This is a genomic window from Kibdelosporangium phytohabitans (genome assembly GCF_001302585.1).
Classification (GTDB): Bacteria; Actinomycetota; Actinomycetes; order Mycobacteriales; family Pseudonocardiaceae; genus Kibdelosporangium; species Kibdelosporangium phytohabitans.
In genome coordinates, this window is sequence record NZ_CP012752.1 from 3,749,851 (window position 1) to 3,772,046 (window position 22,196).

General features: G+C 68.9%; 20 protein-coding genes and 3 pseudogenes. 13 read left to right on the forward strand and 10 right to left on the reverse strand.

Annotation, left to right across the window (positions count from 1 at the left end; genetic code table 11):
- The first annotated feature begins 190 nt into the window (after window positions 1-190).
- Window positions 191-703, forward strand: coding sequence for an MFS transporter (locus AOZ06_RS17245; protein WP_236952267.1), 513 nt, complete (start codon window positions 191-193; stop codon window positions 701-703).
- Window positions 704-900: 197 nt separating this feature from the next.
- Window positions 901-1,455: a cysteine hydrolase family protein gene (locus tag AOZ06_RS17250; protein ID WP_054290336.1), complete on the forward strand. Its 555-nt coding sequence runs from the start codon at window positions 901-903 to the stop codon at window positions 1,453-1,455.
- On the opposite strand, the gene AOZ06_RS17255 is transcribed toward AOZ06_RS17250, so the two are convergent.
- The gene (locus AOZ06_RS17255) at window positions 1,442-2,044 is read right to left on the reverse strand and encodes a TetR/AcrR family transcriptional regulator (RefSeq protein ID WP_054296703.1); all 603 of its coding nucleotides are present in this window, start codon (window positions 2,042-2,044) and stop codon (window positions 1,442-1,444) included. The genes AOZ06_RS17250 and AOZ06_RS17255 overlap by 14 nt on opposite strands.
- An 87-nt stretch (window positions 2,045-2,131) precedes the next feature.
- Between AOZ06_RS17255 and AOZ06_RS17260 the strand changes: the two genes are divergently transcribed.
- Genes AOZ06_RS17260 through AOZ06_RS17270 form a run of 3 tightly spaced genes read left to right on the forward strand, consistent with a single transcriptional unit; the run spans window position 2,132 to window position 4,386 of the window.
- Window positions 2,132-2,983 (forward strand): alpha/beta fold hydrolase, encoded by an 852-nt coding sequence (locus tag AOZ06_RS17260; RefSeq protein WP_054290337.1) that lies wholly within the window; start codon window positions 2,132-2,134, stop codon window positions 2,981-2,983.
- 30 nt (window positions 2,984-3,013) lie between these two features.
- Window positions 3,014-3,355, forward strand: coding sequence for a MerR family transcriptional regulator (locus tag AOZ06_RS17265; protein WP_054290338.1), 342 nt, complete (start codon window positions 3,014-3,016; stop codon window positions 3,353-3,355).
- 35 nt (window positions 3,356-3,390) lie between these two features.
- Window positions 3,391-4,386, forward strand: a complete 996-nt coding sequence (locus AOZ06_RS17270) for a zinc-binding dehydrogenase (RefSeq protein ID WP_054290339.1) — start codon at window positions 3,391-3,393, stop codon at window positions 4,384-4,386.
- 40 nt (window positions 4,387-4,426) lie between these two features.
- On the opposite strand, the gene AOZ06_RS17275 is transcribed toward AOZ06_RS17270, so the two are convergent.
- The 3 genes and pseudogenes from AOZ06_RS17275 to AOZ06_RS17285 all read right to left on the reverse strand — a co-directional run bounded on the left by AOZ06_RS17275 (window position 4,427) and on the right by AOZ06_RS17285 (window position 6,727).
- Window positions 4,427-5,401: an acyl-CoA dehydrogenase family protein gene (locus AOZ06_RS17275; RefSeq protein ID WP_225954810.1), complete on the reverse strand. Its 975-nt coding sequence runs from the start codon at window positions 5,399-5,401 to the stop codon at window positions 4,427-4,429.
- 188 nt (window positions 5,402-5,589) lie between these two features.
- Window positions 5,590-5,949 (reverse strand): annotated as a pseudogene (locus AOZ06_RS17280) (ester cyclase); the annotation flags it as partial.
- Between the two features lie 349 nt (window positions 5,950-6,298).
- Window positions 6,299-6,727 carry a MarR family winged helix-turn-helix transcriptional regulator gene (locus AOZ06_RS17285; protein ID WP_218922008.1) on the reverse strand — a complete coding sequence of 143 codons (429 nt, stop codon included), beginning with the start codon at window positions 6,725-6,727 and terminating at the stop codon, window positions 6,299-6,301.
- A gap of 46 nt (window positions 6,728-6,773) precedes the next feature.
- Here AOZ06_RS17285 and AOZ06_RS17290 point away from each other — a divergent pair, with 46 nt between their 5' ends.
- The gene (locus AOZ06_RS17290; RefSeq protein ID WP_054290341.1) at window positions 6,774-7,301 is read left to right on the forward strand and encodes a DUF6790 family protein; all 528 of its coding nucleotides are present in this window, start codon (window positions 6,774-6,776) and stop codon (window positions 7,299-7,301) included.
- Between the two features lie 109 nt (window positions 7,302-7,410).
- On the forward strand, window positions 7,411-8,058 hold the full coding sequence (locus tag AOZ06_RS17295) for an alpha/beta fold hydrolase (RefSeq protein WP_054290342.1): 648 nt from the start codon (window positions 7,411-7,413) through the stop codon (window positions 8,056-8,058).
- Window positions 8,059-8,199: 141 nt separating this feature from the next.
- Here the strand turns inward: AOZ06_RS17295 and AOZ06_RS17300 are convergent, their stop codons facing one another.
- On the reverse strand, window positions 8,200-8,793 hold the full coding sequence (locus AOZ06_RS17300) for a TetR/AcrR family transcriptional regulator (protein WP_063810054.1): 594 nt from the start codon (window positions 8,791-8,793) through the stop codon (window positions 8,200-8,202).
- A 101-nt stretch (window positions 8,794-8,894) separates the two neighbouring features.
- Here AOZ06_RS17300 and AOZ06_RS17305 point away from each other — a divergent pair, with 101 nt between their 5' ends.
- Window positions 8,895-12,422: an ATP-binding protein gene (locus tag AOZ06_RS17305; RefSeq protein ID WP_054290344.1), complete on the forward strand. Its 3,528-nt coding sequence runs from the start codon at window positions 8,895-8,897 to the stop codon at window positions 12,420-12,422.
- Window positions 12,423-12,432: 10 nt separating this feature from the next.
- On the opposite strand, the gene AOZ06_RS17310 is transcribed toward AOZ06_RS17305, so the two are convergent.
- Window positions 12,433-14,394, reverse strand: a complete 1,962-nt coding sequence (locus AOZ06_RS17310; protein ID WP_054290345.1) for an Hsp70 family protein — start codon at window positions 14,392-14,394, stop codon at window positions 12,433-12,435.
- Between the two features lie 376 nt (window positions 14,395-14,770).
- Between AOZ06_RS17310 and AOZ06_RS17315 the strand changes: the two genes are divergently transcribed.
- From AOZ06_RS17315 to AOZ06_RS17330, 4 genes are all read left to right on the forward strand, one after another.
- Window positions 14,771-15,451, forward strand: coding sequence for a helix-turn-helix transcriptional regulator (locus AOZ06_RS17315; protein ID WP_054290346.1), 681 nt, complete (start codon window positions 14,771-14,773; stop codon window positions 15,449-15,451).
- 180 nt (window positions 15,452-15,631) lie between these two features.
- Window positions 15,632-16,531 (forward strand): ABC transporter ATP-binding protein, encoded by a 900-nt coding sequence (locus AOZ06_RS17320; protein WP_054290347.1) that lies wholly within the window; start codon window positions 15,632-15,634, stop codon window positions 16,529-16,531.
- Window positions 16,524-17,291, forward strand: coding sequence for an ABC transporter permease (locus AOZ06_RS17325; RefSeq protein WP_054290348.1), 768 nt, complete (start codon window positions 16,524-16,526; stop codon window positions 17,289-17,291). Before AOZ06_RS17320 ends, AOZ06_RS17325 begins: the two co-directional genes overlap by 8 nt.
- Window positions 17,292-17,367: 76 nt before the next feature.
- Entirely contained in the window at window positions 17,368-18,693 is a 1,326-nt protein-coding gene (locus tag AOZ06_RS17330) for an NAD(P)/FAD-dependent oxidoreductase (protein WP_054290349.1), read from the forward strand.
- Window positions 18,694-18,780: 87 nt separating this feature from the next.
- Here AOZ06_RS17330 and AOZ06_RS56355 read toward each other — a convergent pair whose 3' ends face one another.
- Together AOZ06_RS56355 and AOZ06_RS62100 are read right to left on the reverse strand one after the other, a co-directional pair.
- Window positions 18,781-19,134: an SMP-30/gluconolactonase/LRE family protein gene (locus AOZ06_RS56355; RefSeq protein WP_054290350.1), complete on the reverse strand. Its 354-nt coding sequence runs from the start codon at window positions 19,132-19,134 to the stop codon at window positions 18,781-18,783.
- Between the two features lie 34 nt (window positions 19,135-19,168).
- Window positions 19,169-19,390: pseudogene (locus tag AOZ06_RS62100) on the reverse strand (SMP-30/gluconolactonase/LRE family protein); the annotation flags it as partial.
- On the opposite strand from AOZ06_RS62100, the gene AOZ06_RS56360 reads away from it, so the two are divergent.
- Window positions 19,305-19,622, forward strand: coding sequence for a hypothetical protein (locus AOZ06_RS56360; RefSeq protein ID WP_157233084.1), 318 nt, complete (start codon window positions 19,305-19,307; stop codon window positions 19,620-19,622). The pseudogene AOZ06_RS62100 and the gene AOZ06_RS56360 sit on opposite strands and share 86 nt — an antisense overlap.
- Before the next feature lie 32 nt (window positions 19,623-19,654).
- On the opposite strand, the gene AOZ06_RS17340 is transcribed toward AOZ06_RS56360, so the two are convergent.
- Both AOZ06_RS17340 and AOZ06_RS17345 read right to left on the reverse strand, forming a co-directional pair.
- Window positions 19,655-21,463 (reverse strand): RICIN domain-containing protein, encoded by a 1,809-nt coding sequence (locus AOZ06_RS17340; protein ID WP_054290351.1) that lies wholly within the window; start codon window positions 21,461-21,463, stop codon window positions 19,655-19,657.
- A gap of 127 nt (window positions 21,464-21,590) precedes the next feature.
- Window positions 21,591-22,186: pseudogene (locus tag AOZ06_RS17345) on the reverse strand (TetR/AcrR family transcriptional regulator).
- Window positions 22,187-22,196 lie beyond the last annotated feature (10 nt).

The following is a 22,196-nucleotide window of genomic DNA, read 5'->3' on the forward strand; positions in this document are numbered from 1 at the left end:
CCCTGGGCTTCGAACGCGACTTGGGCCCCGCGTGTGCTCGCGGAGAGCGTCCAGCAACGAGGTTCCGGGCGGACGGGCTTCGACCGCGGCGATGCGCCCGGCCCCGACCTCCGAATCCCGCTCGAACACGAGGGCTTCCTTGCTGGGGAACTGCGTCAGCAGCGTCGTGGCGGAGACCCTGTTCGGCGTGATGCTGGCGGTGCTGCTGGCCGTCCTCGACACCAACGTCGTGGGCACGGCCGTGCCGACGATCGTCGGCGACCTCGGCGGGCTCGGGCACATCTGCTGGGTCGTCACCGCCTACGTCCTGACCACGGCCGTTTCGACCCCGATCTGGGGAAAGCTCGGCGACCTGTACGGCCGCAGGCGCTCGTTCCTCGGTTCGATCGTGCTTTTCCTCGCCGGCTCGGCGCTGTGCGGGACCGCGTGGTCGATGGGCAGCCTGATCGGCTTCCAGGCCTTGCGGGGCGCCACGGTTTCGCCGCGAAACTCCAAACTGAGTTCGTATCCCGTGCACTTCAGCGCATCGACAGCTTCATGCCGGGCTTCGTATTTGACATTCGTTGTACATGCCTCACCAATGCCCTGGTTCGTCGAGGCTGGCGAGGAGCTGGCCAAACGGCTCGCTTCCGAGCTTGGTGACAGTTATGTCGTGAGCTACTTCTACAACGACACGATGGCGGAACGGCTGGTCCTGTCATAGACGTGCTTGTTGGTGGACGGATCAGGACCGTGGTCTGACGGGCAGCTCTCGCCGGAACGACGCAGGGTGTGGTTGGAACTACGACACGCTCGGCAGCTTTACGTCCAGACTGGCGGTGAATGCGGATCTCAACCCGTCGGCGGTTCAGGCGGGTAGCGTGATCAACGCACGGTTGACCATGGGGACGGGAGCCTGTTGTGACCACTGCGTTGATCATCGGGGACCTGCAGCGGGGCATCACGGGCAGCTATCCGTTCGCCAAGCAGGTGGTGGCGCCGGTGACCGACCTGCTGCCGAGGGCTCGTGAGGCGGGTGTGCTGGTTGTGTTCGTGCGCTTCGCCTTCAGGGGTAACGGGGCTGATCTTGTCCCGGGCAACGGGTTGTACAGGTCGTTCTTCGACGCCGGGGATGCTTTTCACGAGGGATCGCCCGGCATCGAGATCGATCTTCCCGTCGCCGATGAGGACGTGGTCGTGCTGAAGCGGCGGGCCAGTGCGTTCGCCGGCACTGACCTTGACCTTGTGTTGCGGGCGCGTGCGGTGAATGCCGTTGCGGTCGCGGGGGTTGCGACGAGTGCGATGGTGGCTGCGACGTGTTACGACGCGGCGGACCGTGGCTACGGCATCACCGTGCTGCGGGATGGGTGTGCTGACGGGGACGAGGCGATGCACGATTTCTTCATGGACGCCGTTTTTCCCAGTCGGGGCTTCGAGGTCACGTCCTGCGCCGGCTGGGCCGTCACCGGTCGGTGAACAGCTGCCCCAGCCGGTAGTCGACGAGTTCGGTCGCCTGTTCCAGGTTGTGGACGTCGACCATCATGCCGTTCATCAGGCCGGAGGCCATGGTCGCGAGTGTGCCGGCTTCCAGCCGCGGGTTGAGGTGTGCCGGGATGCGGGAGTGTGCCTGGGCTTGCTGGATCTGCTCGCCGAGTACGCGCACCAGGTTGGGGAACATCGCTTGCTGGTCCTGGGTTTGGCTGCCTCGGGTGACGTCCACCGCGAAGTAGGCGATCTGCACCGCGCACACCATGCGGCTGCGTTCGTCAGCCGGTAGGACGCACAGCAGGCAGGCGCGCAGGATCGCGCGTTCGTCGCCGGTCTTCAGTGCTTCGGCGATGATCTTCCCGGCGCGTTCGCCGCTGAGCTCCGTGACGCGCTGCCATGCGTACCTGAGCATCTCCTCCTTGGTGGCGAAGTAGTACTGCACCAGGTTCATCGAGATGCCGGCTTCCGCAGCTACCGCACGCAACGTCACCGCCTGCAGTCCCTGGGTCGCGGCGATCCGGAACAGCGCCTCGGTGATCTCGCGCCTTCTCTCCTCGTGGTCAACGCGTTTCGGCACGTGATCACTGTGCCACATCCGACTTCCTGGCCTGCGTGACCACGAAGTGTTATGGTGCAAGTGCACTATAAAAAATGGGGAGGGACGATGCTCGGGAGGTTCGTCAACCAGCAGGCCGAGGACCACTACTTCGCCGGATACGAGGCGCTCGCGCTCAAGTGGCCGGTCGCATCCGAGACACTGGACGTCCAGACGCGGTACGGCCCGACCCGCGTCCGGCGGAGCGGCACCGCGCAGGGCACGCCGATCGTGCTGCTGGCCGGCATGATGGGCACCTCACTGTCGTGGTACCCGTACGTCGCCGAGCTGGCCGCGCGGCACACGGTCCACGCCATCGACGCGATCGGCGAGCCGGGACGCTCGATCCAGACCCGTGCGCTGGAAACCGACGACGACATGGCCGCGTGGCTCGACGATGTGCTCACGGCCCTCGGCCACGACGAGGTCCACCTCGTCGGGCTCTCCCGTGGCGGGTTCCTCGCGCTCAGCCAGGCCGTTCGTGCCACGGACCGGCTTGCCAGCGTCATCGCGTTCGAACCGGCGGGATTCAGGGTCATCGGCGCGCGTTTCATCCTGTGGAGTCTCACCGAGATGTTCCAGTGGCTGCTGCCCGCGGCGATCCTGCGCCGGGTGGCGCCGGGGAGCGCGGAGGTGCGGCACAGTTTCCGCCCGCTGCTGTTCCGCGGCCTCAAGTACAAGTCCCACCTTCCGCCGCAGCACGTGTTCACCGACGACGAACTGCGCGCGATCGACGTGCCGACGTGGCTCATCCTCGGCGAACGCAGCGTCATCCACCGCGCGAGTGAGGTCGCGGCGCGCGTCGAGAAGCTCAACCCCCGCGTCCGCGCGGAGATCGTGCCCAAGGCCAGCCACTCGCTGACCATGCAGCGTCCCGAGCTGGTCATCGACCGGATCCTGGATCTCGTCGCGGCGGAATGAGCGACCCACCGCCGGGCGTTGCCTCCGGGTATGAGGATCGGCGAGGCTTCCGAGGCCAGTGGCGTGAGCGCGCGGTCGCTGCGGCACTACGAGGACGAGGGCTTGATCGTCCCCGGTCGTTTCAGCAACGGGTTCCGCGACTACTGCCAGTCCACCATCGACCGGGTGGTGGTGATCCGCTCGTTGCTGGAGTCCGGGTTGCCGCTGCGGCTGATCAGGGCCGTCCTGCCCGGCAACTCCGCCGTGGACGCGGAGTTCCTGCGCGAGGTGCAGAGCTACCGCGACCGGCTCGCGGCGCGGATCGCCCTTCTCAGCGACCAGCAGGCGGCGCTCGACGCCTACCTGGATGAGGCCCGGCGCACAACTGGTTGACCTTGACACAAGTGTGAAGTTCGTACGTTCCCCGCATGAAGCAGAACGCACTTGTCCAGCGGTCCCACGAAGGGCCGGCGGGGCTGGCTCTCACAGCTGACCAGCGCCGTCCCAGCGCGGGTCCCGGCGAATACCTGATCCGTGTCGGTGCGGCCGGGGTCAACTTCGCCGACGTCATGCAGTCCCGCGGAACCTACGGAGGCGGCCCGCGGGCTCCTTACGTCGCGGGCTTCGAAGCCGCGGGCGAGATCGTGGACGTCGGGCCGGACGTCGAGCACCCGCTCCCGCTCGGCACCCACGTCGTCGGTGCGGGCCCGGGTGCGTTCGCCCAGTTCATGACGATGCAAGCGGCGGGTGTCCTGCCGGTGCCGTCCGGGTGGAGCGACGCCGAGGCGCTCGGCCTCGTGCTGAACTGGGCGACCGCCCTGGCGGCGTTGAAGCCGCTGGGGGAGGTCAAAACCGGGGACACCGTGCTCATCCACGCTGCTGCCGGAGGTGTGGGGCAGGCCGCTGTGCGTCTCGCTCGGCACTACGGTGCACGCGTGGTCGCCACGGCGTCACCATCCAAACACGACACTGTGCAAGCACTGGGGGCGGAGGAGGTTCTGGACAGTGCGCGCCCGGATCTGGCGGCGCAGATCATGCGCCTGACCGGCGGGGTCGACCTGACCCTGGAATCGGTGGGGCAGGCCACGTTCGACGCCAGCTTGGCGGTCACCAAACGCTTCACCGGGCGCGTAGTCGTGTACGGAGCCGCGTCCGGCGATGCCACTCTGTCCACACACGACTTGGTCTTCACCCACCAGGTCCAGGTGAAGGGCCTGCACATCGGCGTGATGGCCACCGCTGCCCCCGTGCTCTACCGGGAGTTGCTCGGCGAGCTCGAGACGCTCATCGCCGACGGCGTCTACCCGCCCGGCCGCCCGCAGGTGTACCCCTTGGCCGAAGGAGCCGCTGTGCTGCGGCAACTCGAAGCGGGTCGGACCCGTGGCAAACTCGCCCTCGATCCGTGGCTGGGGGTCAACCCGTGATGCCGATCCCGTTCTGCTGGACCACACCGGGCTGCTGAGATCACCGCACCAGGTCGAGGAACTCCCAGCGTGCCCCGGGCTGGGCGCCGGTGAGCCATTTCCCGCAGTTCTGCAGCACGACCGGGCCCGACGTGCCGTGCTGGGTGCCGGTGGCGAGGTCACGCAGGAACCGGTCGACGGGGCCGCGCCGGATCGCCGTCGTCGCGGCCCAGCGATGCACGGTCTGGCCGATGGCGTACGCGGTCCACGTCGCGTGGTTGAGCACCAGCCGGATCTGCGTCTCCTGATCGGTGCTCAACATCCCGCCGGAGTCCAAAGTGTCCTCATTGTCCTGCCATACCTGCAGCGCCCACGCTCGCGCCGCGCGCAGCTTCGCTTCGGCAGTCGCGTATTCGGCGTGGAACTGCGCGGTGTCGACGGCGGCGTTGTGCGTTCCGGACTTCTTCTGCGCGTAGAGCTTCAACTCGCCCAGCAGACGTCGTCCGACGCCGAGCGCCCAGCCGGTGTGCACGATCGCGGACATGTTCACCACTCCGGCGCGGTAGATCGCTCCGCCGTTGACGGGAGTCATCGTCGCGGCGGGGTAGGTGTGCGTTTCCGGGACGAACACGTCGGGCATGGCCAGGATCCTGGGTTCCCCGGTGCCCTCGACCAGGACCAGGACCAGGACCAGGCTGTGGATGTGGGTGGCGAGCGCCATTCCGGAGGCGAACTGCCAGCCGCCGCTCACCAGGTAGCCGCCGTCCACCGGCACCGCCCGGCCGGGCCTGGTGCCGTGGCCGGAAAGCAGGGCGTGGTCGCCGCTCGCCACGTCGCCGAACAGGTCGGCCGCCGCGATGTCGCCGAGGTAGGCCGCGGTCGTTCCCGTCATCATCAGCAGCGCCGGCATCGTCCAGCCCGCCGAGGCGTCCTGTGAGCTGAGCCGCTCGATCGTCCGGACCAGCTGGCGTGGAGAGAACTCGTCACCACCGAGGTTCTTGGGCAGACCGGCGCGTACCAGCCCGGCCGCGAGCAACGCCTGAGCGGTGTCGTCGGTGAGTCTGCCGAGCTCCTCGGCCTCGTCCGTTCGCCTCGATGGACGGGCCGAGTTCGTCGATCCGCTCGAGCAGGGCGGGGAAATCGTCGCTGACGTTCAGCCGTGCCGCGGTGGTCATCACCGGTCGCTCCTTGGTCACCGGTGCCGATCGGTCCAGGTATAACCTCTCACGCGCCCGGCGGGGTGAACGGTCCCGCGGGCAGCCCGACCTGGCGCAGGATGTCGGCGAGGTTGTAGTAGTCGTCGACCGAGCCGACGCGTCCGTGGCGCATCGCGATCACCGAGGTCGCGGGTACCGAGAAGGACCGCCCGGCTGGGTTGTCCGGCGGGGTGAACGGCGTCTTGCCGGTGAACGTCCCGCTGAACGTCCACGTCACGGCGATGTTGTCGCCGTCGCGGAACGCGGAGCGGCCGGTGATCCGAAGTGGACTGATCGCCCTCTTGGTGATGGCCACCCATCGTGCGAGACCGGCTTGCCCGGTGAACGAGGCCTGGAACGCGTGGTCGGTGCAGGTGCCGTTGGCTGCGAGACATCGCGCTCGAGGCCGCGGACGTCTGCAACGGGATGAAGGCGATGCCGGCGGTCAGCGCGCTCGCGGTGAGCAGGCGGGTGGTGCGTGCCATGGCGCAGGTCCTTTGGTCGAGGCGGGGAACGTTCCCTTGCTGCGGATCGCGATGCCGGTGCTCGTCGCCGATCCCGACAATGAGGGCTATTCGCCGGTCAGCCCGAGAGCCTGTACGACATGCTCCCGGCGAGAAGGAACTCGTGCGCTTCATCGGGGCCCGAGGGGGTCGCTGGGCACTGTCAGCCGATGGCGAGGTGCCTCGCCGCCCAGCGGTTCTTCGACTCCTCGACGACCGCGCCGGTCCTGGCGGTCAGGGTTCGAGGATCTCGGCCAGCCGGGCTGTGTCGCGCAGGTAGCGCTCGTAGGGGAAGTCCGCCGCGAGCAGGGCGTCGCGCAGTGCGTCGTAGAGCGGTCTCCCGTTCGTGTGAAAGGCCTTGCGGCCGGTTTCGGTGAGGCTGACCAGGCGCCGCCGCGCGTGCTCCGGGTCGACGCGGATCTGCACGAGCCCGTCCGCCTCCAGCGGGCGCAGGGCACGGCTGATCGCCGGGTCGGACACCGACAGCGCCAGTGCCAGCTGGTGCTGGGTGGCCGGCTGGATCTCCTCCAGCGTGCCCAGCAGCCGCATCTGGCTGTAAGTCAGATCACCCGAGTCGCCGCCGCGCCGCCGCGCGGCCTCTCCGAGCAGGAAAACCACACGATGCAACAAGTCTGCGAGCCCGTCGTCCACGAGCAGGAGCATACCCTGAATCTTGACAAGTTAATATTAACGGAGCAAGACTCGATCCATGGACACGATCTCATACCTCGGACAGACCTCCTTCCCCCTGATCTGGCTGCTAGCGGCGGTCGTCGGCGCGGCGATCCGCTCCCGGCACAGCACTTCGCGCCTGGCGCGGCTGGAAACCTTCCAGCGGTGGTGGGCCGTCAGCGCACTAGGCCTGGGCAGCCTGTGGCTGGTGATCGCGTTCCTCGCGGTCCCGGACGCCATGGCCGAGACGATCGGCTTCGCTCGCACCCCGTTCGAGTTCGAAATCGCCTTCGCCAACCTCGGGCTCGCTGTGCTGGGCTTCCGTGCCGTCTCCGCGTCGGCCAGGGAACGGATCACGATCGGCCTCGGCGCCGGGATGTTCCTGTGGGGCGCGGTCGTCGGGCACGTCTACCAGTGGTTCGCCAACGGTGACCACGCTCCTGGAAACACCGGCGGGATCCTCGTCTACGACATGCTCGCCCCCGCTGTCATGATCATCCTCGCCCGCCGCGCGCAGAAGCTGGCCAGGACCGGGCAGCCGGCCGTCGCTGCGGCCCTTGTCTGATGTGGCAGCCGCCGTCCGGCGCCGTTCATGAACCCGGGCGGCGGCTCGGGCGTCCACGGAGTACACGCTCAATCCTTGAAACGACAGCCAGGGAAAGGAACCGGCGGTCATGGCCGACGTGATCATCCTGCACGGAGCATGGCACCAACCGGCGCACTACGACGACCTCGCCGGATTGCTGCGCTCGCAGGCGTTGAGCGTGGAAGTACCCGATCTGTACCGGTTGTCGCTGACCGAGAGCACGGCTCTGGCCGAGGACATCGTCGCTGTCTCCGAACGGCCGCCGCTGGTGGTCGGGCACTCGTTCGGTGGTGTGGCCGCCGGCACCGTTCGTGGCGCGGCGAGACTGATCTTTCTCAACAGCTGGATCCTCGACGTCGGCGAATCACCCGCCCAGCTGCTCGACGAGGTCGAGCGGGCGACCGGCGCCCCGGCCGAGGGGCTGATCGGCATACCCGGCAGCGACGGGCAGATCCGGCTCGACCTCGCCGACGCCCGCAAGAAGCTCTACGGCGACGTCGACGAGCCCGCCGCCACCCGGGCCATCGAGCTGCTGCGAGCGGAGCCGCTCACCATCTTCCGGGCCGCACCGAGCCGCGTGAGCTGGCACGACACGCCATCGATCTACATCGCCGGGGAGCGAGGACCATTCGATCGCCGCTCCGCTGGTCGCCCGCTTCGCCGCTCGGTGCGCGACGGCCGAGACCTGGGAGAGCAGGCACTCGCCATTCCTGAGCAGGACCGCCGCCGTCGCTGATCTGGTGCGCGGACAATGGGACATCGCGAATCGTTGAAGACGGCGACCTCGGCTCGCCGCGGGCGAACCGTTCGCCGATCAGCTGGTGCGAGCCGTCGAGCGTGTTTCGTCAGGGTGGTGCAGGTGCAGGTGCCGGTGCGGTCACGGTTGCGTGGTGTCCTTTTCGGAGTCGACCGGCCAGGATCGCAGGAGCGCGTCGAGCGCGTCGATGGTCCTGCGCCAGGAGACGTCAGGGGAGGGGTGGCTGTGATCGAAACTCCCGGTCCGTTCCAGGGCGAGGAAGCCGTTGAGCGTGCTGCCCAGCACTCGCACGGCGTGGACGTGCTCGTCCGGCGGCAGCGGGTAGCTGCGGAGCACCGCGCCGGTCAGTGCGACGATCTTCCGTGCGGCGTCCGACCGCACGACAGCCTCACCGGCGCGCCGCTGCAACGACTGCCACCGGCCGGGCGACTCCCGCGCGTAGCGCCGGTGCGCGGCGGCGAAGCCTTCGAGCGCGTCCCGTCCGGCACGTCCCGCGATCGCCTCGGCGACCCGGGCGGCGAATTCGGCGAGCGCGACCGCGTGGATGCCGTCCAGCAACGCGTCGCGGTCCCGGACGTGCGAGTACAGGCTCGGTGTCCGCACGCCGAGACGGCGGGCCACGGCCGAGAGCGTGACGGCCTCGAAGCCGTCCGCGTCGGCCAGGGCCATCGCCTCGGCGATCACCGAATCCGGAGTGAGAGAAGCGCGAACCACCCGGCCATCCTATACCCTTTAAGTAGCTGACTACAGCCTATAGGATCCGGGTGGCTCCACGATGCTGTCGCACCTACCTGCTCGGTGAACGGATCTGACCAATGGCCGCCTTCGGCATCTCGCGCTCGCCTCTCCCGCGCGTCCAGCTGCTGGGCCCCGTCCGCGCGTGGCTGGGCGACGACGAGGTCAAGCTCGGCAGCGGTGGGTGCCGGGCCGTGTTCAGCGCTCTCGCGCTGCGGGTGAACGAAACCGTTTCCAAGGCCGAGCTGATCGACGGCCTCTGGGGTGAGCGCCCGCCGGCCACGGCCGTCGGCATCCTGCACATCTACATCCACGACCTGCGCAAGGCCCTCGAACCGCAGCGTGGCAAGGGCACCGACGCCACAGTGCTGGTGACGATCCAGAACAGCTACTCGTTGCGGCTGCCCGAGGAACAGCTCGACGAGCGACGCTTCGCCGCCCTGCACGAGCAGGCACAGCGACATTGGGCCACCGGCCGCCTCCCGGCCGCCGTCGACGCGCTCGACGCCGCACTCGCGTTGTGGCACGGCGAACCCCTGCACGACGTCCCCGGGCCGTACGCCGGGATGCAACGTGCCCGTCTGGAGGAAAGCCGGATCACCGCGGTGGAGCGCCGCAGTGCGCTGCTGCTGATCCGTGGCGACCACGAGAAGGCGGTCCCGGCGCTCACCGAACTGGTCGCCGCGGCCCCGTCCCGCGAAACCACGCGCGGGCTGCTCATGGTGGCGTTGAACCAGTCCGGGCGGCGTGCCGAAGCCGTCAAGCTCTACCAGGAAACCGAGCGGACGCTGCTGGACGAGCAGGGCATCGAACCTGGCCCGGCGCTGCGGCGGATCCACCAGGCCATCCTGGCCGGGCAGCCGATCACACCGGACGCCGTCACCGCGGGCGTCTGGACGCCGCGTCCGGACATCATCACGCTGTCAGCCGACGCACGTCCTGCCCCGCCGCCGGTCCTGGTCGGCAGGGACGGCGATCTCGCCTGGCTGCGTTCACGTTTGCGCCGCCTGCTCAACGGCCACGGCGACTGCGCCGCGATCGACGGCGTCCAAGGCGTCGGCAAGACGGCGCTGGTCGCCGCCGCGTTCGCCGAACCGGACGACTCGTACACGGTCGCCTGGGTTTCGCTGTCCGGCCAGCCGGACCCGGCCGAGCAGGTCGGCCAGTTCTGCGCGACGCGGCCGTTGGTGTTCGTCGTCGACGACCTCCACGCGCTCGACGACGACGGGCTGTTGGTCTGGGAGCGGCTGCACCGGCTGACCAAGCACTTGCCGCTGTTGCTGATCGGCGTGTTCCAAGCCCTGCCGGCCCGGCCACGTCCCATCCGGTTGTGGGAGACGTTCGGCGCGACCGGCAGCCGATTCCGGACCATCCGGCCGCTGACCTCCCGTGACGTCGACGAGCTGGTGGAACGGCGGTTCAACGCGCCGTGCGGGCCCGGACTGCGGGAACTGCTGGCCGTCGCGGGCGGCAACCCGTCGTTCGTCAACCAGCTGCTGGACACCGTGACGGTCGCCCGCGCATTGCGTCTCGTGGCCGGTGCCGCCGATCTCGACTCCCGCCACCGGGCCGGGCTCGACGCGGAACTGGCCCGCCTGGCCAGGCGGCGGCTCGGCCTGCTCACCGCGGAGACGCAGGACGTGTTGCGCTCGGCCGCTTTGCTCGGCGAGCGGTTCGACCTCGGCGACCTCGCGGTGCTGATGCGCGCCTCTCCCACCGATCTCGTCGCGGGCGTGGCGGAAGCCGTCGCGGCGGGCATGCTGGACGCTGACGGCCAGCGTCTGGCGTTCCGCAACGCTGTCCTGCCCACGGTGCTGGTCGAGGAGTTGCGTCCGGAACTCAGGGCCGCGCTGCGCCGTGAGGCCGCCGAGGTGCTTGCCGCAGCCGGTGTGCCTGCCGAACGAGTCGCGGCGCAGCTGCTCGACGTGGCTCCGGTCGACGCGTGGACCGTGCGATGGGTGCTGGACAACACCGCCGCCGTGGCCACGCGGAACCCGGTGACCGCTTTCGAGTTGCTCGACCACGTCATCGCGGGCACGTCGGGCGACGAGGAACGCCACGACGCGCTGGCGGTGCACCGGGTGCGGCTGGCGTTCCGGCTCGGCCGAAAACCGCGCACCGAAGCCGAAACCGTGCTGAACGCGACCAGCAATCCCGAGTACGCCGCCGAAATGCGGTGGATCGTCGGCTTCCTCGACTACATGTCGGGCGCTGCCGGCAAGGCCGGCGACAATTTGCGTGCCGCGGCAGCGGATTCGACGGTCCCCGCGGTCTGGCGTGCCAGGTACGAGGCGTTGCGGGCGCAGTTCGAGCGGGGCCCCGACGAGCTCGCGGCGGCGGAGCTGGCCACGAGCATCGTGTTGCGGCACGCGATGAGCACGGCGAATCCCACGGCCACGATGGAGGCGTACAAGGAACTGTGGTTCCTCGCGACCGCGCGGCGCGACCACCAGGCCGCGCTGGGATACGCCGAGAGGGCGCTGGAGTTCGTCCAGCGCAGCACCGACCTCGTCCACTCCCAGCTGGGCCTGCTGGACAGCCGCGTCATCTCGCTGCAGAACCTGGACCGGCTCGACGACGCGACGCACACGCTGGCCAGGATGCGCTACATCGGCGATCGCCTGCAGCCGTCCGCGGGACGCCCGCACATCCTGACCGCGGTGCACTACTACTGGCTCGGTCGCTGGGACGACGCGCTGGCGCACCTCGGCTTCGCCGGACCGGAGCACGGCGGCCAGGTGCACCGCCTGTCCGCCCAGTCACCGCTGTTCCGGCACGGCGTCGCGGCCCTGATCGCCGCCCGCCGGGCAGACGTGGCCCAACTGCGGGCACACCTGCGCGCGGTGGAGTCGGATCCCCTTGTCACGGGCATAGATCCGGACAGTTGCGACTTCCTGGTGATGGCCCGCGCGGTGGAGACCGGCTTCCGGCTGGGTGCCGACGCGGAGCTGGCGGCGCTGGATCCCATTCTCCACTCGAAGTACGACCTGACGATGGCGCGCCACCAGTGGCTGCCCGGGATCGTGCGGCGTGCACTGGAAGCAGGCGATCAGGACCGCGTCACCGCGGCCATGCGCGTGAGCGAGTCCGAGGCGGCGAAGGAAGTTGTCCCGGCCCGTGCGCACGCGGCGTTGCGCTGGTGCCAGGGGCTGCTCGACCGGGATCCGGACGCCCTGCTCGACGTCGGCTGGCGCTTGCGTGAGGCCGGCAGGTCAGTCGAATCGGCCGCCGCTCTGGTCGACGCCGCGATGGCCTTCGCCGAACAGGACCGGATCACGTTGGCGAAGCTGACGTTCGCCGAGGCGTTGCCGGTGTTGACCGAGTTGGGCGCCGCCGTCGACGTCGACCGGGCCATGACGCTGATGCGCGCGCTCGGAGTCGACAGCGTACCGGCGAACAGGCCGGTCCCGCCGGGGTGGGCGTCACTGTCTGATGTGGAGCGTTCGACTGTCAGGTTGTTCGCCGAGCAGCGTTCGTATCCCGAGATCGCCGCCGAGCTCGAGGTGTCCCGCAGGGACGTACAGGCACATCTGTTCGGCGCTATGCGGAAGCTGGGCGTCGAGTCCCGTGCCGATCTCGTCGCGAGCCTGCGTGACGCGTTCAGCTGACGCGGACGGGTCACTTCAGCTGAACACAGGGTGTCGCGCCCTGACTGTTCTTCTCCCAGCGGATGTTGGTGAAGGTCGCGTCGAACTGGCCGCCGGTGTACAGCAGGAACGGGGTGTCGACCTTCTTCGGGTCCAGGCCACTTCCGGTGAAGCAGGACAACGGGATCCGGACGGTCGACGCCTTCCCGGCGGGGAGGTTCGCGAACAGGTTCGTGACAGCCACCTGCGACCCGCACGGATATCCACAGTGGACCTGGAGTGAGGTCGCGGCGGTCGGCGCCCTCTGCACGGTGGTGTCGAAGACGAGCGCCCCGCCCGCGAAGGAGCTGAGGTCCTTCGGGCTACGCGGCGACTGCAGGTAGATCTGGGCGGGGGCGTCGCCTTTCCAGGTCACTCGCAGACCGGAGCCCGCGGGTGCCGCCTGGATGGACGTCTGTTTCGCGCCGGAGGAGTGGATCTCGACGCCTCCCCAGTTGGCGGCGTCGCCGATGAAGCCGGTGAACGGCTGGATCGCGCCGTTGTCGTAGAGCCGCAGTGACGCCGGGCCGTCGTTGGTCCTGACCTGCTCGGTGTTCGGCGGCGCCGGCTTGGTGCCCGGTGAGCCACCCGCGGGTGGTTTGGCGGTGACGGTGGTGATCGTGGTCGTCGGGGGCACGCTGGTGGTCGCCGGCGTGCTCGCACTGGTCGTGGTGGTGTCCGCGACGAGTGGTGCGCGGGCGTTCATCGGCTGGACCTCGTCCCCGCCCTTGCTCGTGATGAGCAGCGTGGTGACGACGGCGAGCGCGATGATGGCCGTCGCCGCGACGGCAGGCAACAGCCACTTCCTGCGGGACGTGGTCACCGTCGGCACCGGAGACGGCGTGCCCCTCGGTGGCGTCAGAGGCCACGGGGCCGATGGCACAGGCACGGTGACCGGCTTGGGGCGGGTGGCGACGGCAGCGGCACCGAGGGCGACGGTGAACTTCGGGTGCAGCGTGACTCGAACCGGCTTGCCGAACTCACCCGACACCATCTGGGAGACAAGGGGGATGCGCGAGGAGCCGCCGGCGAGCAGCACCGCGGAGAGGTCCTCGGCGCGCAGGCCCGCCGACGCGATCGTGCGGCGCAGCGCGTCGGTGGTCAGCTGCACCGACGGCCTGATCATGTCGTTGAACTCGAGGCGGGTGACCGTGACCTGCCTCGATATGGACGGCAGCGGGACGGTGATCGTCACGTCCGGCTCGATCGACAGGTCCTCCTTGGCGCGCACGCATGCCGCGCGGACCTCGACGAGGATGGCGGCTGTCGCCGGGTCGGCGGGATCCAGGTCCGTGATCGCGCCGCCGAGCTCGTTGTCGACGTGCGCGATCAGCGTCTCGTCGAAGTCGATGCCGCCCATGTGCTCGATGCCCTCGGGTGTGCCGAGGATTTCCGTTTCGCCGCCGGACATCCGCAGGATCGTCGTGTCGAACGTGCCGCCGCCCAGGTCGTAGACCGCGACCACTTCGCCGTCGCCGAGCCTGCGCTCGCTCGAGTAGTGCGTCGCGGCTGCTTCCGGTTCGGTGATCAGGCGGTATTCGGACACGCCCGCGAGGCGCAGCACCTCGGTGAAGTGCTCGCGGCGGTACGGGCCCCAGATCGCCGGGCAGGTCAGCACGACCGAACCGGGCGGACCGCCCGCGAACCGCGACATCCCGGCCAGCACGTCACGCAACTGCGCCGCCATCAGCACCGCGGCCGAATAGGCGGAGCCACCGAGCACCAGCGGTGTCGGGTCGCCAAGCCTGCGCTTGAAGTTGCGCGCGACCCGCTCCGGGTCGTCCACGGCGGCCAGCGCCGCCGTACCCGTCAGCAGGGCGCCGTCCGGTGCCGGGTACGCCACCGACGGGACGATCATCTCCTTGCTCAGCGGGACCATCTGCGTCCTGCCCGCACCGCTCACCGCCGCGGCGGTGAAGGAGGTCCCCAGGTCGATTCCCGCCCCGTACCACATAGTGCTCTTCCGTCTTTCCTGTGGGTGATCCCGTGCAGGACGGCGGTTGCCGCCGCCGTCGGCTGCCAGCTCAACGCAAACGGTTCACGAAAACCAGGTGACTCGGGGGTCGCAGTACGGGAGGGCACCGTGTCTGCCCCGAATACTCGAACCGAGACCTCATCGCGGTACGCGTGGTGAAGTGCGGCCGTCGAACTGGTTGAACATGTTCAGACAGCCGGTTGCCGGTGCGGAGCGCGGACGCGCGGGAAACCGGCACATCGAAGAAATGGGTCCCGGCATGCCGTTCCAAGCCCGTTAAGCGATTGTGAAGTGCGCGCGACGACAGTTTCCAGTGAGCACACAGGTGGACCGGGACGGAGATGCGCGGAGCCAGATGCGAACCTCACTTCTGAATCCACGGCGGACGCTCGCGAACCGCGGGGAGACGATCTCCGTCGTCGTGCGCGCCGCCGACCCGATGGCCGGGCTCGGCGCGGCCCACATCCTCGGCGCCGACGCACGGCTGATCGTGCTCCCCGAGTCGGACGCGGAACACGCCCAGGTGATCGTGGTGATCGACGAGTTCGTCGGCGACAACGTCTTCGGGTTCCTGCAGGACGTCCGGGCCGCGTCGCAGCGCGACACGCCGCCGCGGTCGGTGATCGTCACCGACAACTTCCGGGTCGACAGCCTGATGATGGCCATCCAGTGCGGCATGGCCGCGGTGCTGCCGCGTTCCAGCACACAGGACGAGGAGCTGGTGCGGACGGTGTTCGCGGTCAGCCAGGGCGCGGCGTGCCTGCCGTTCTGGTTGCAGGGAACCCTGCTGACGCAACTGGACCGGATGCGCCGGGACATCCTGGAGCCGAACGGTCTCACCTTGTCCGGACTGTCCAAGCGGGAGCGGGACGTGATCCGGTTGCTCGCCGACGGCCACAGCACCGAGGAGATCGCTGCCATGCTCTCGTATTCGGAGCGCACGGTGAAGAACATCCTGCACGGCCTGATGAGGCGTTACGGCCTGGCCAACCGTGCGCACGCGGTCGCTTTCGCCTGGCGCGCCGGGGTGCTCTAGCCGCCCTGGGGCCGTGGCGTGGTCCCGGCTCACGGCCCGGTGCGGGTCTGCCGGTGCGGTGAATCCGTTGAGACCGTTGTCGTTTCGATGCAGCGCCGGTCGAGTGGCGTGGCTGGAAATCGGAGTACGCGCCCCGCCGTACCCACTAGGGTCAGGTGATCATCTGTCCCCGGTGCGGCAGTGGGAGCGGAGGTCGGCTTGCTGCTGGAGGTTCGTGACCTGCGGTTCCGGTACCACGGTCAGGCCGAGCCCGCGGTCCGCGGGATCAGCTTCGAGGTCCAGCCCGGCGAGGTGCTGGGCATCCTCGGCCCCAACGGGTCCGGCAAGAGCACGTTGCTGAGTGCGGTTTTCGACGCGCGCAAGGGACACAGGGCGGGTGCCGTCAGCTACGAGTCCGAGCCGGTGACCGGTCCCATTGGAGACCGCGTCGGATACGCGACGCAGCAGACCGCGCTGTACCACCTGCTGACCACGAAGGAGAACCTGACGCACGCCGCCCGGCTCGCGCTGCCCGCGAAGCGGGTGCGGGCCGCGGTGGACGCGGCCGTGACCGAATACGGTCTCGGCCCGGCGGTCAACCGCGTCGTCGGCCAGCTGTCAGGCGGCTGGCAGCGGCTGGTGCACGTCGCCGCGAGTTTCGTGCACGACCCGCCACTGCGTTTCCTCGACGAGCCGACCAGCGCGCTGGACTTCGACACGAGAGGACGGCTGGTCGAGCTGGTGCGGGCCTGGTCGGCCCGAGGGGTGGCCAGTGTCGTCACCTCGCACTACCCGGAAGACCTCGAGGAGATGTGCACGCGGCTGCTGATCATCAAGAACGGCGAGGTGATCCGCTCCGCGACGCTGTCCCGGCTGCTCGCAGGGCTGTCCAGGCAACTGGTGGTCGAACTGTCCGACGAGCGGGAGGTGCGGATCGACGTGCCGGACTCCGCGGGCCAGCTGTCCAGTGCGGTCGTCGATGCCGTTCGCGACAGCGGTACGGGCACGGCGAAGGTCGCCGGTCTGCGCGTGACCGCCGCGACGCTACGCGGCCTTCTCACCGAGGACCCCGAGTTGGCTGGGCTGGTCGACGATGAGTGAACGGCTGGAATGGCGGACCGTCGTGCGGGCGTTCGCGGCCACCGAGGCCAGGAACCTGTGGCGCATGCGGACTCCGGTGATCTTCATGTTCGCCGTGCCCGCGTTGCTCAGCCTGCTGCTCGGCACAGCCGTCTCCGGTGACCCGTCGGCCTTTCCCGGGCGTTCGGTGATCGGATTCGCCGTCCTGTTCAGCTTCATGACGATCAACTACCAGGGACTCGCGCTGTTCCGGGAGTTCTTCGGCAACACGTGGCTGCGCCAGGCGGTGGGCAAACCGCCGAGGAGCGCGTTCCTGGTCGGCAAACTCGCGCCGGTGATGGCCATGGGGTCGGTCCAGCTCGTGGTTTTCGCCGCGCTGACGTTCCTGTTCTACCCGCTCCCGCTGCACGGTGACGTTCTCCAGCTCGTGGTCGTCGCGGTTCCGCTCGTCTGCTGCGGCCCGATGATCGGGATCCTGCTGTACAACTTGACTAAGTCCGTCTCGACTTTCCAGAGCATCACCTACCTGGTGATGCTGGGAACGGGTGGTCTCGGCGGCACCATCGTCACGCCGGAACAGCTGCCCGCGGTCAGCCGCGCGCTCGGGCCGTTCACGCCACACCACTGGGCAATCAAGGCGTTCACCAACAGCACCGTCGGATCCGGGTCTTGGTCGCTTACGCTGCAGTGCGCCGGGATCATCACCGGTATCGCCGTGGTCTTCGCGATCGCGGCCATCGCCACGTTCGACTTCCGCGCCGAGAAACTCGCCTACGCGTGAGACGCTCTGCCGGTGGACTGGCTGGGTGAACGACTCTGGCTGAGCAGAATCGAGACGACTTGATTGCGCCCGACTCATGACCGCGGCGGTGATCGGTGCGAGCATGGCGGGGCTGCTCGCGGCCCGCGTGCTGAGCGAAAGCCACGAAAAGGTGTTCCTGCTCGACCGGGACGACCTGCCCGAAGCGGTGGTGGCACGCCAGGGCGTGCCGCAGGCCCGTCACCTGCACGGTCTGCTCGCGCGGGGGCGTGACGTCCTCGAAGGGCTGTTTCCCGGCCTGTCCGAGGAGTTCCTCGCGGCCGGGGCCACGCGCGTGGACATCCAGGGCGACATCCAGTGGACGATCGACGGCCGCCGGATGTGCCGGGCCACGTCAGGGCTGGTCGGGCTGTCGATGAGCCGGGCGTTGCTGGAAGCCACAGTACGAGCCCGGGTGCGTGCGCTGCCGAACGTGGAGCTCCTGCCGCGCCGGGTGGCCGATGGCCTGATCGCGACCGCCGGCCGCGTGCACGGGGTGCGGGTGACCGAACTGGCGAACGGCAACGCTGGGAACGAGTTGACCGCCGACCTCGTCGTGGACGCGTCCGGGCGCGGGTCACGCAGCCCGGCGTGGCTGCGTGAGCTGGGTTACCAGTGCCCGCCCGAGGACCGCGTGAAGATCGGCATCGCGTACGCGACCAGGCGCTTCCGGCGGTTGCCCGGGCACCTGTCGGGCCGCCGGGGCGCGGTCGTGAACATGTCGCTGGACAATCCGCGCGGCGGTGGGGTGTCGTGTGAGGAGAACGACCAGTGGATCGTCACGCTCGCCGGTGTGCTGGGCGACGACCCGCCGCTGGACCCGAGCGGATTCGCGGACTTCGCGGCGTCACTGCCGGACCCTCGGATCCTCGAGGTGATCGAGCACGCCGAGCCGATCGGCGACGCGCTGCGCGCCCGCTTCCCGGCGAGTGTGCGCCGCCGCTACGAGCGGCTCACCCGGTTCCCTGAGGGCTATGTCGTCATGGGCGACGCGGTGTGCAGCTTCAACCCCATCTACGGCCAGGGCATGACAGTCGCCGCCGAACAGGCCCTGGTGCTGCGGGACTGCGTACAAGCCGGTACCGATGCCGTGGGGCGCCGGTTCTTCCGCCGGACCGCGAAGGTGCTGGCGGTGCCGTGGTCCATGGCGACGAGCGGCGACCTGCGGTTCGGAGGCGTCGAAGGACCACGTCCGCTGCCCGTGCGCCTGTCCAACCGCTATCTCCGGCCGCTCAGCATCGCGCTCGAACAGGACCCGGCGGTCGGCCGAGCGTTGCTGCGTGTGGCCAACCTGATCGACCGGCCGCAACGGATCGTCGCGCCGGACATCCTGTTCCGTGTGCTACGCGCGAACCTGCGCCGGCGCAGGCCCGCAGCGACCTGACGCCCATCCCCGGAAGCGGTCGTCACGTACGTGACGACCAGGACCGGCCCGGCGAACCCGGGGGAGAAGCCTCCCCGGGCCCACGCGTCAGTACGGCCAGCCCGGGACGTTCGGACGGATGCTGTACAGCCCCAAGTTCCCGCTGTTGCCGTCGTTGGACTGCGTTCCCGACGTGATGTACGGGGTTTTCCCGTCGGGTCCGCCGAAGGCGGCGTTGGTGGCGTTGCGCCCGGCCGAGATCGTGCCGAGTGACCGGCCTGCCGGGGAGAAGACGTTGACCTTCCCGTCGCCGTAGGTGACCTGGCAGACGTTGCCCGCGCAGTCGATCGTGCCGCAGTCGATCGTGCCGCAGTCGATCGTGCCGCCGTCGATCGTGCCGCCGTCGGTTCCGCCGAGCGGCGCGAAGTGGCTGCGCGGTCCCGTGGTCCGGCCGGTTCGCACGCTGGAGGTTCGGGTCGGTGAAGTAGATCGTCCCGTTCGCGGCCACGGTGAGGTCGTTGGGCGAGTTGCACAACCGGCCCTCGTGGGTCGCCGCGACCGTCGTGCGCTGCCCGGTCGCCAGGTTGTAGGACGAGACACTGCGCTGGTCATGCGTCGCCGCGAGGATCGAGGTGCCGTCGCGGCTGATGGCCAGCCCGTTGCTGCCCGCGTTCTTGATGAACGTGGGGAACGCGCCCGTTGCCGGGTCGTACCGCAGGACGTCCGCGGGCTGGACGTTCTGCGGGCCGGTGCCGTCGTACATGGTCGTCAGCAGCAGGGTTTCGCGTGCCCGCGTCCCCCGCCGGGCCTTCGAGGAAGTCGAACCCGTCCTTGATCTTGGTGGCCGTCAGGCTCGGCGAGGGCGACGGGCTCCCGTACGGCCCTCCCGGACACGGATCGGCGGGTGGCGCGGCCGACGCGGTGGCGACGCCGAAACCCGCCACCGCTAGGACGACCGTGGCCGCGCTGACCGCCCGGGTGATCACGCCGGCACCGTCCACCGCTGGTTGGCCCCGCCCGTACAGGTCCAGATCTGCAGTCTGGCGCCGTCGGCGGTGCTCTGGCCTGCCACATCGAGGCACTTGTCGCTGTTGGCGTTGACGAGCTGGCCCGACGACGAGTACGACCACTGTTGGTTGCCCGCGCCGAAGCAGTCCCACAACTGGACCGCTGTGCCGTCGGCGGTGGCGCCGTTCACCACGTCGACGCATTTGCCCAGCGCCCGGAGCGTGCCGTCGGTGGACACGGTCCATTGCTGGTTCGGGCCACCGGTGCACGACCACATCTGCGGCTGGTTGCCGTTGGCGGTCGAGCCGTTGGTGACGTCGAGGCACTTGCCACCCAGGCCGGTGATCGGACCGGTCCGGCCGGTCGGCGGCGGCGTTCCGGTGCCGGGCCACGTGAACGTGGCCATCGAACCACCGGGCAGCTGGTAGCCGAACGACTGGCCGCCGAAGGAAACCTGGAAGTTCTGCGTACCACCGCTGTTGAGGGCGACGAGCACGATCGTGCCGTCCGGGTTGCGGAAGGCGACGTTCTGGATGCCGCCCTCGCCGTAGCCGGTCGAGTCGATCCGCACCGCGCCCGGCTTCACGAACTTGCTCAGGTGACCGAGCACGTAGTACTCGGCGTTGTACGTGACGTTGCTGCCGTTGGTGGTGACCACGCCCATGCAGTTGGTGCAGCTGCCGATCACCGGGCCGTGGTTGTTGTCCAGCGCCATGTTCCAGATGGTCACCGTCTTCGCCCAGTTGCGGGTCGCGCCGATGGCGAGGTTGATTCCCTGCCAGCGCAACGTGTCGCGGAACGTGGCCGCGTCATTGCCCGACGACGTGCCCGAGCACTCGGTGAAGAAGATCTCCTTGTTCGGCTGGGCGTTGCGCACCACGGACTGTCCACTCGGGTTGCCGCCGTAGCAGTGCCACGCCGAACCGGCCACGTTGTCGCCAGCGGCGTTGTTCACCTGCTGCGCGTAGCTGGTGTTGTCCCAGTTGTGGTCGTAGCCGAGCAGTCTCGTGTTGAGCCCGGCTCCGCGCAGCTTCGGGACCAGGTTGTTGATGATGGTCGACTGCTGGGTCGCGGACATCAACATGCCCGGGTAGCCCGGCGGCGAGAAGTTCGGCTCGTTCTGCACGCTCATGTAGTCGATGGGCGCTCCGGCGGCGCCGTAGGCCTGCGCGAACTTGACCAGGTAGTCCGCGTACACCCCGATCCGGCTGTCGTTGAGCGACCCGCCGATGAGGTTGTTGTTGTTCTTCATCCACGCCGGAGCGCTCCACGGACTGGCCATGATGGACAGACCGGGGTTCAGCGCCTTGGCCTGCCGGACCAACGGCAGGATGTAGGCGTTGTCGTGCGCGATGGAGAACCGGGACAGGCTCGGGTCGGCCGCGCCGTCGTTGTACGTGTAGAAGCTGCGTGAGAAGTCGGTCGCGCCGATCGGTTGCCGCAGCCAGCTGAGCCCGATCCCGCTGCCCGTGGTGGTGAACAGCGCGTTCATGATCTCGTTGCGCCGCGGCGAGTTGAAGACGTTCCACGCGGCGCCGTCGGTGAACGACGCGCCGAACCCGACCATGGACTGGTAGGTGCTGTTCGGGTTCACCGTGATGACGGGCCCGCTGCCGGGCGAGCCGAATGAGACATTTCCCTGTTGGCGCAACAGGTTCGATCGATCAGCCGTGGTCAGCCACACGTTCGCGGTCGTCGCTGCCGTCGCGGCCGGGGCCGGGACGGCGAGCAAGGCGCCGACAGAGACCGCTGCCGCGGCGATGGCGGTTGTCGTACGGGACATGACGCTCCTTGCAGGGGTCGGAGCACGCTTTGTTCAAACTGTAAATTTACCAATAAAATTAAGCCCGCGTCACATATGAGACTACGAGAGGCGGTTCCCGTCAAGAGGGGCGTCCGCCGACCGGGTGTCACGGGGTGCGCAGGTTGTCCACTTCCGACTGGTAGAGGCGGGCGGGATCGAATCCCGTGTTGTCGAAGTGTCCGGCGAGCTCCAGGGACAGCACGCCGTGCAGGCGGGTCCAGAAGTTCAGGACCCGGCACATCGTGGCACCGGCCAGGTCCCGCTGCCACTCCCGCATCCGGCTTTCCGGGTACTCGTCGAACCCGGTCCGCTGGGCGTCCTCCGCCGGTGCGTGGCAGGCGGAGAGCAGGGTGGTCATGAGTTCCCTGGCGATCGCGGCGATCTCGTCCGGCGCGTGGTAGCCGGGCACCGGTGTGCCGTAGATCAGGTGGTACCGGTGGGGTCCGCGAGCGCCCAGTCGCGTAGCGCGAGCGCGAGTACGGCGAGGTCGGCGCCGATCTCGGTGGTGGCGTTCAGGGTGTCGGCGAGGCTGCGGCAGGCGTCTCGGATCAGTTCGGTGATCAGGTCGTCGCGGCTGGCGTAGTAGCGGTACAGGGCGGGGCTGCTCATCCCCAGCTGTTCGGCGATCGCTTTCAGCGACAGCGCTGACGCGCCCGCTGTGGCGTTCTGCTCCCACGCGTGCTGCTTGATCTCCTCGCGCATCTGCCTGCGG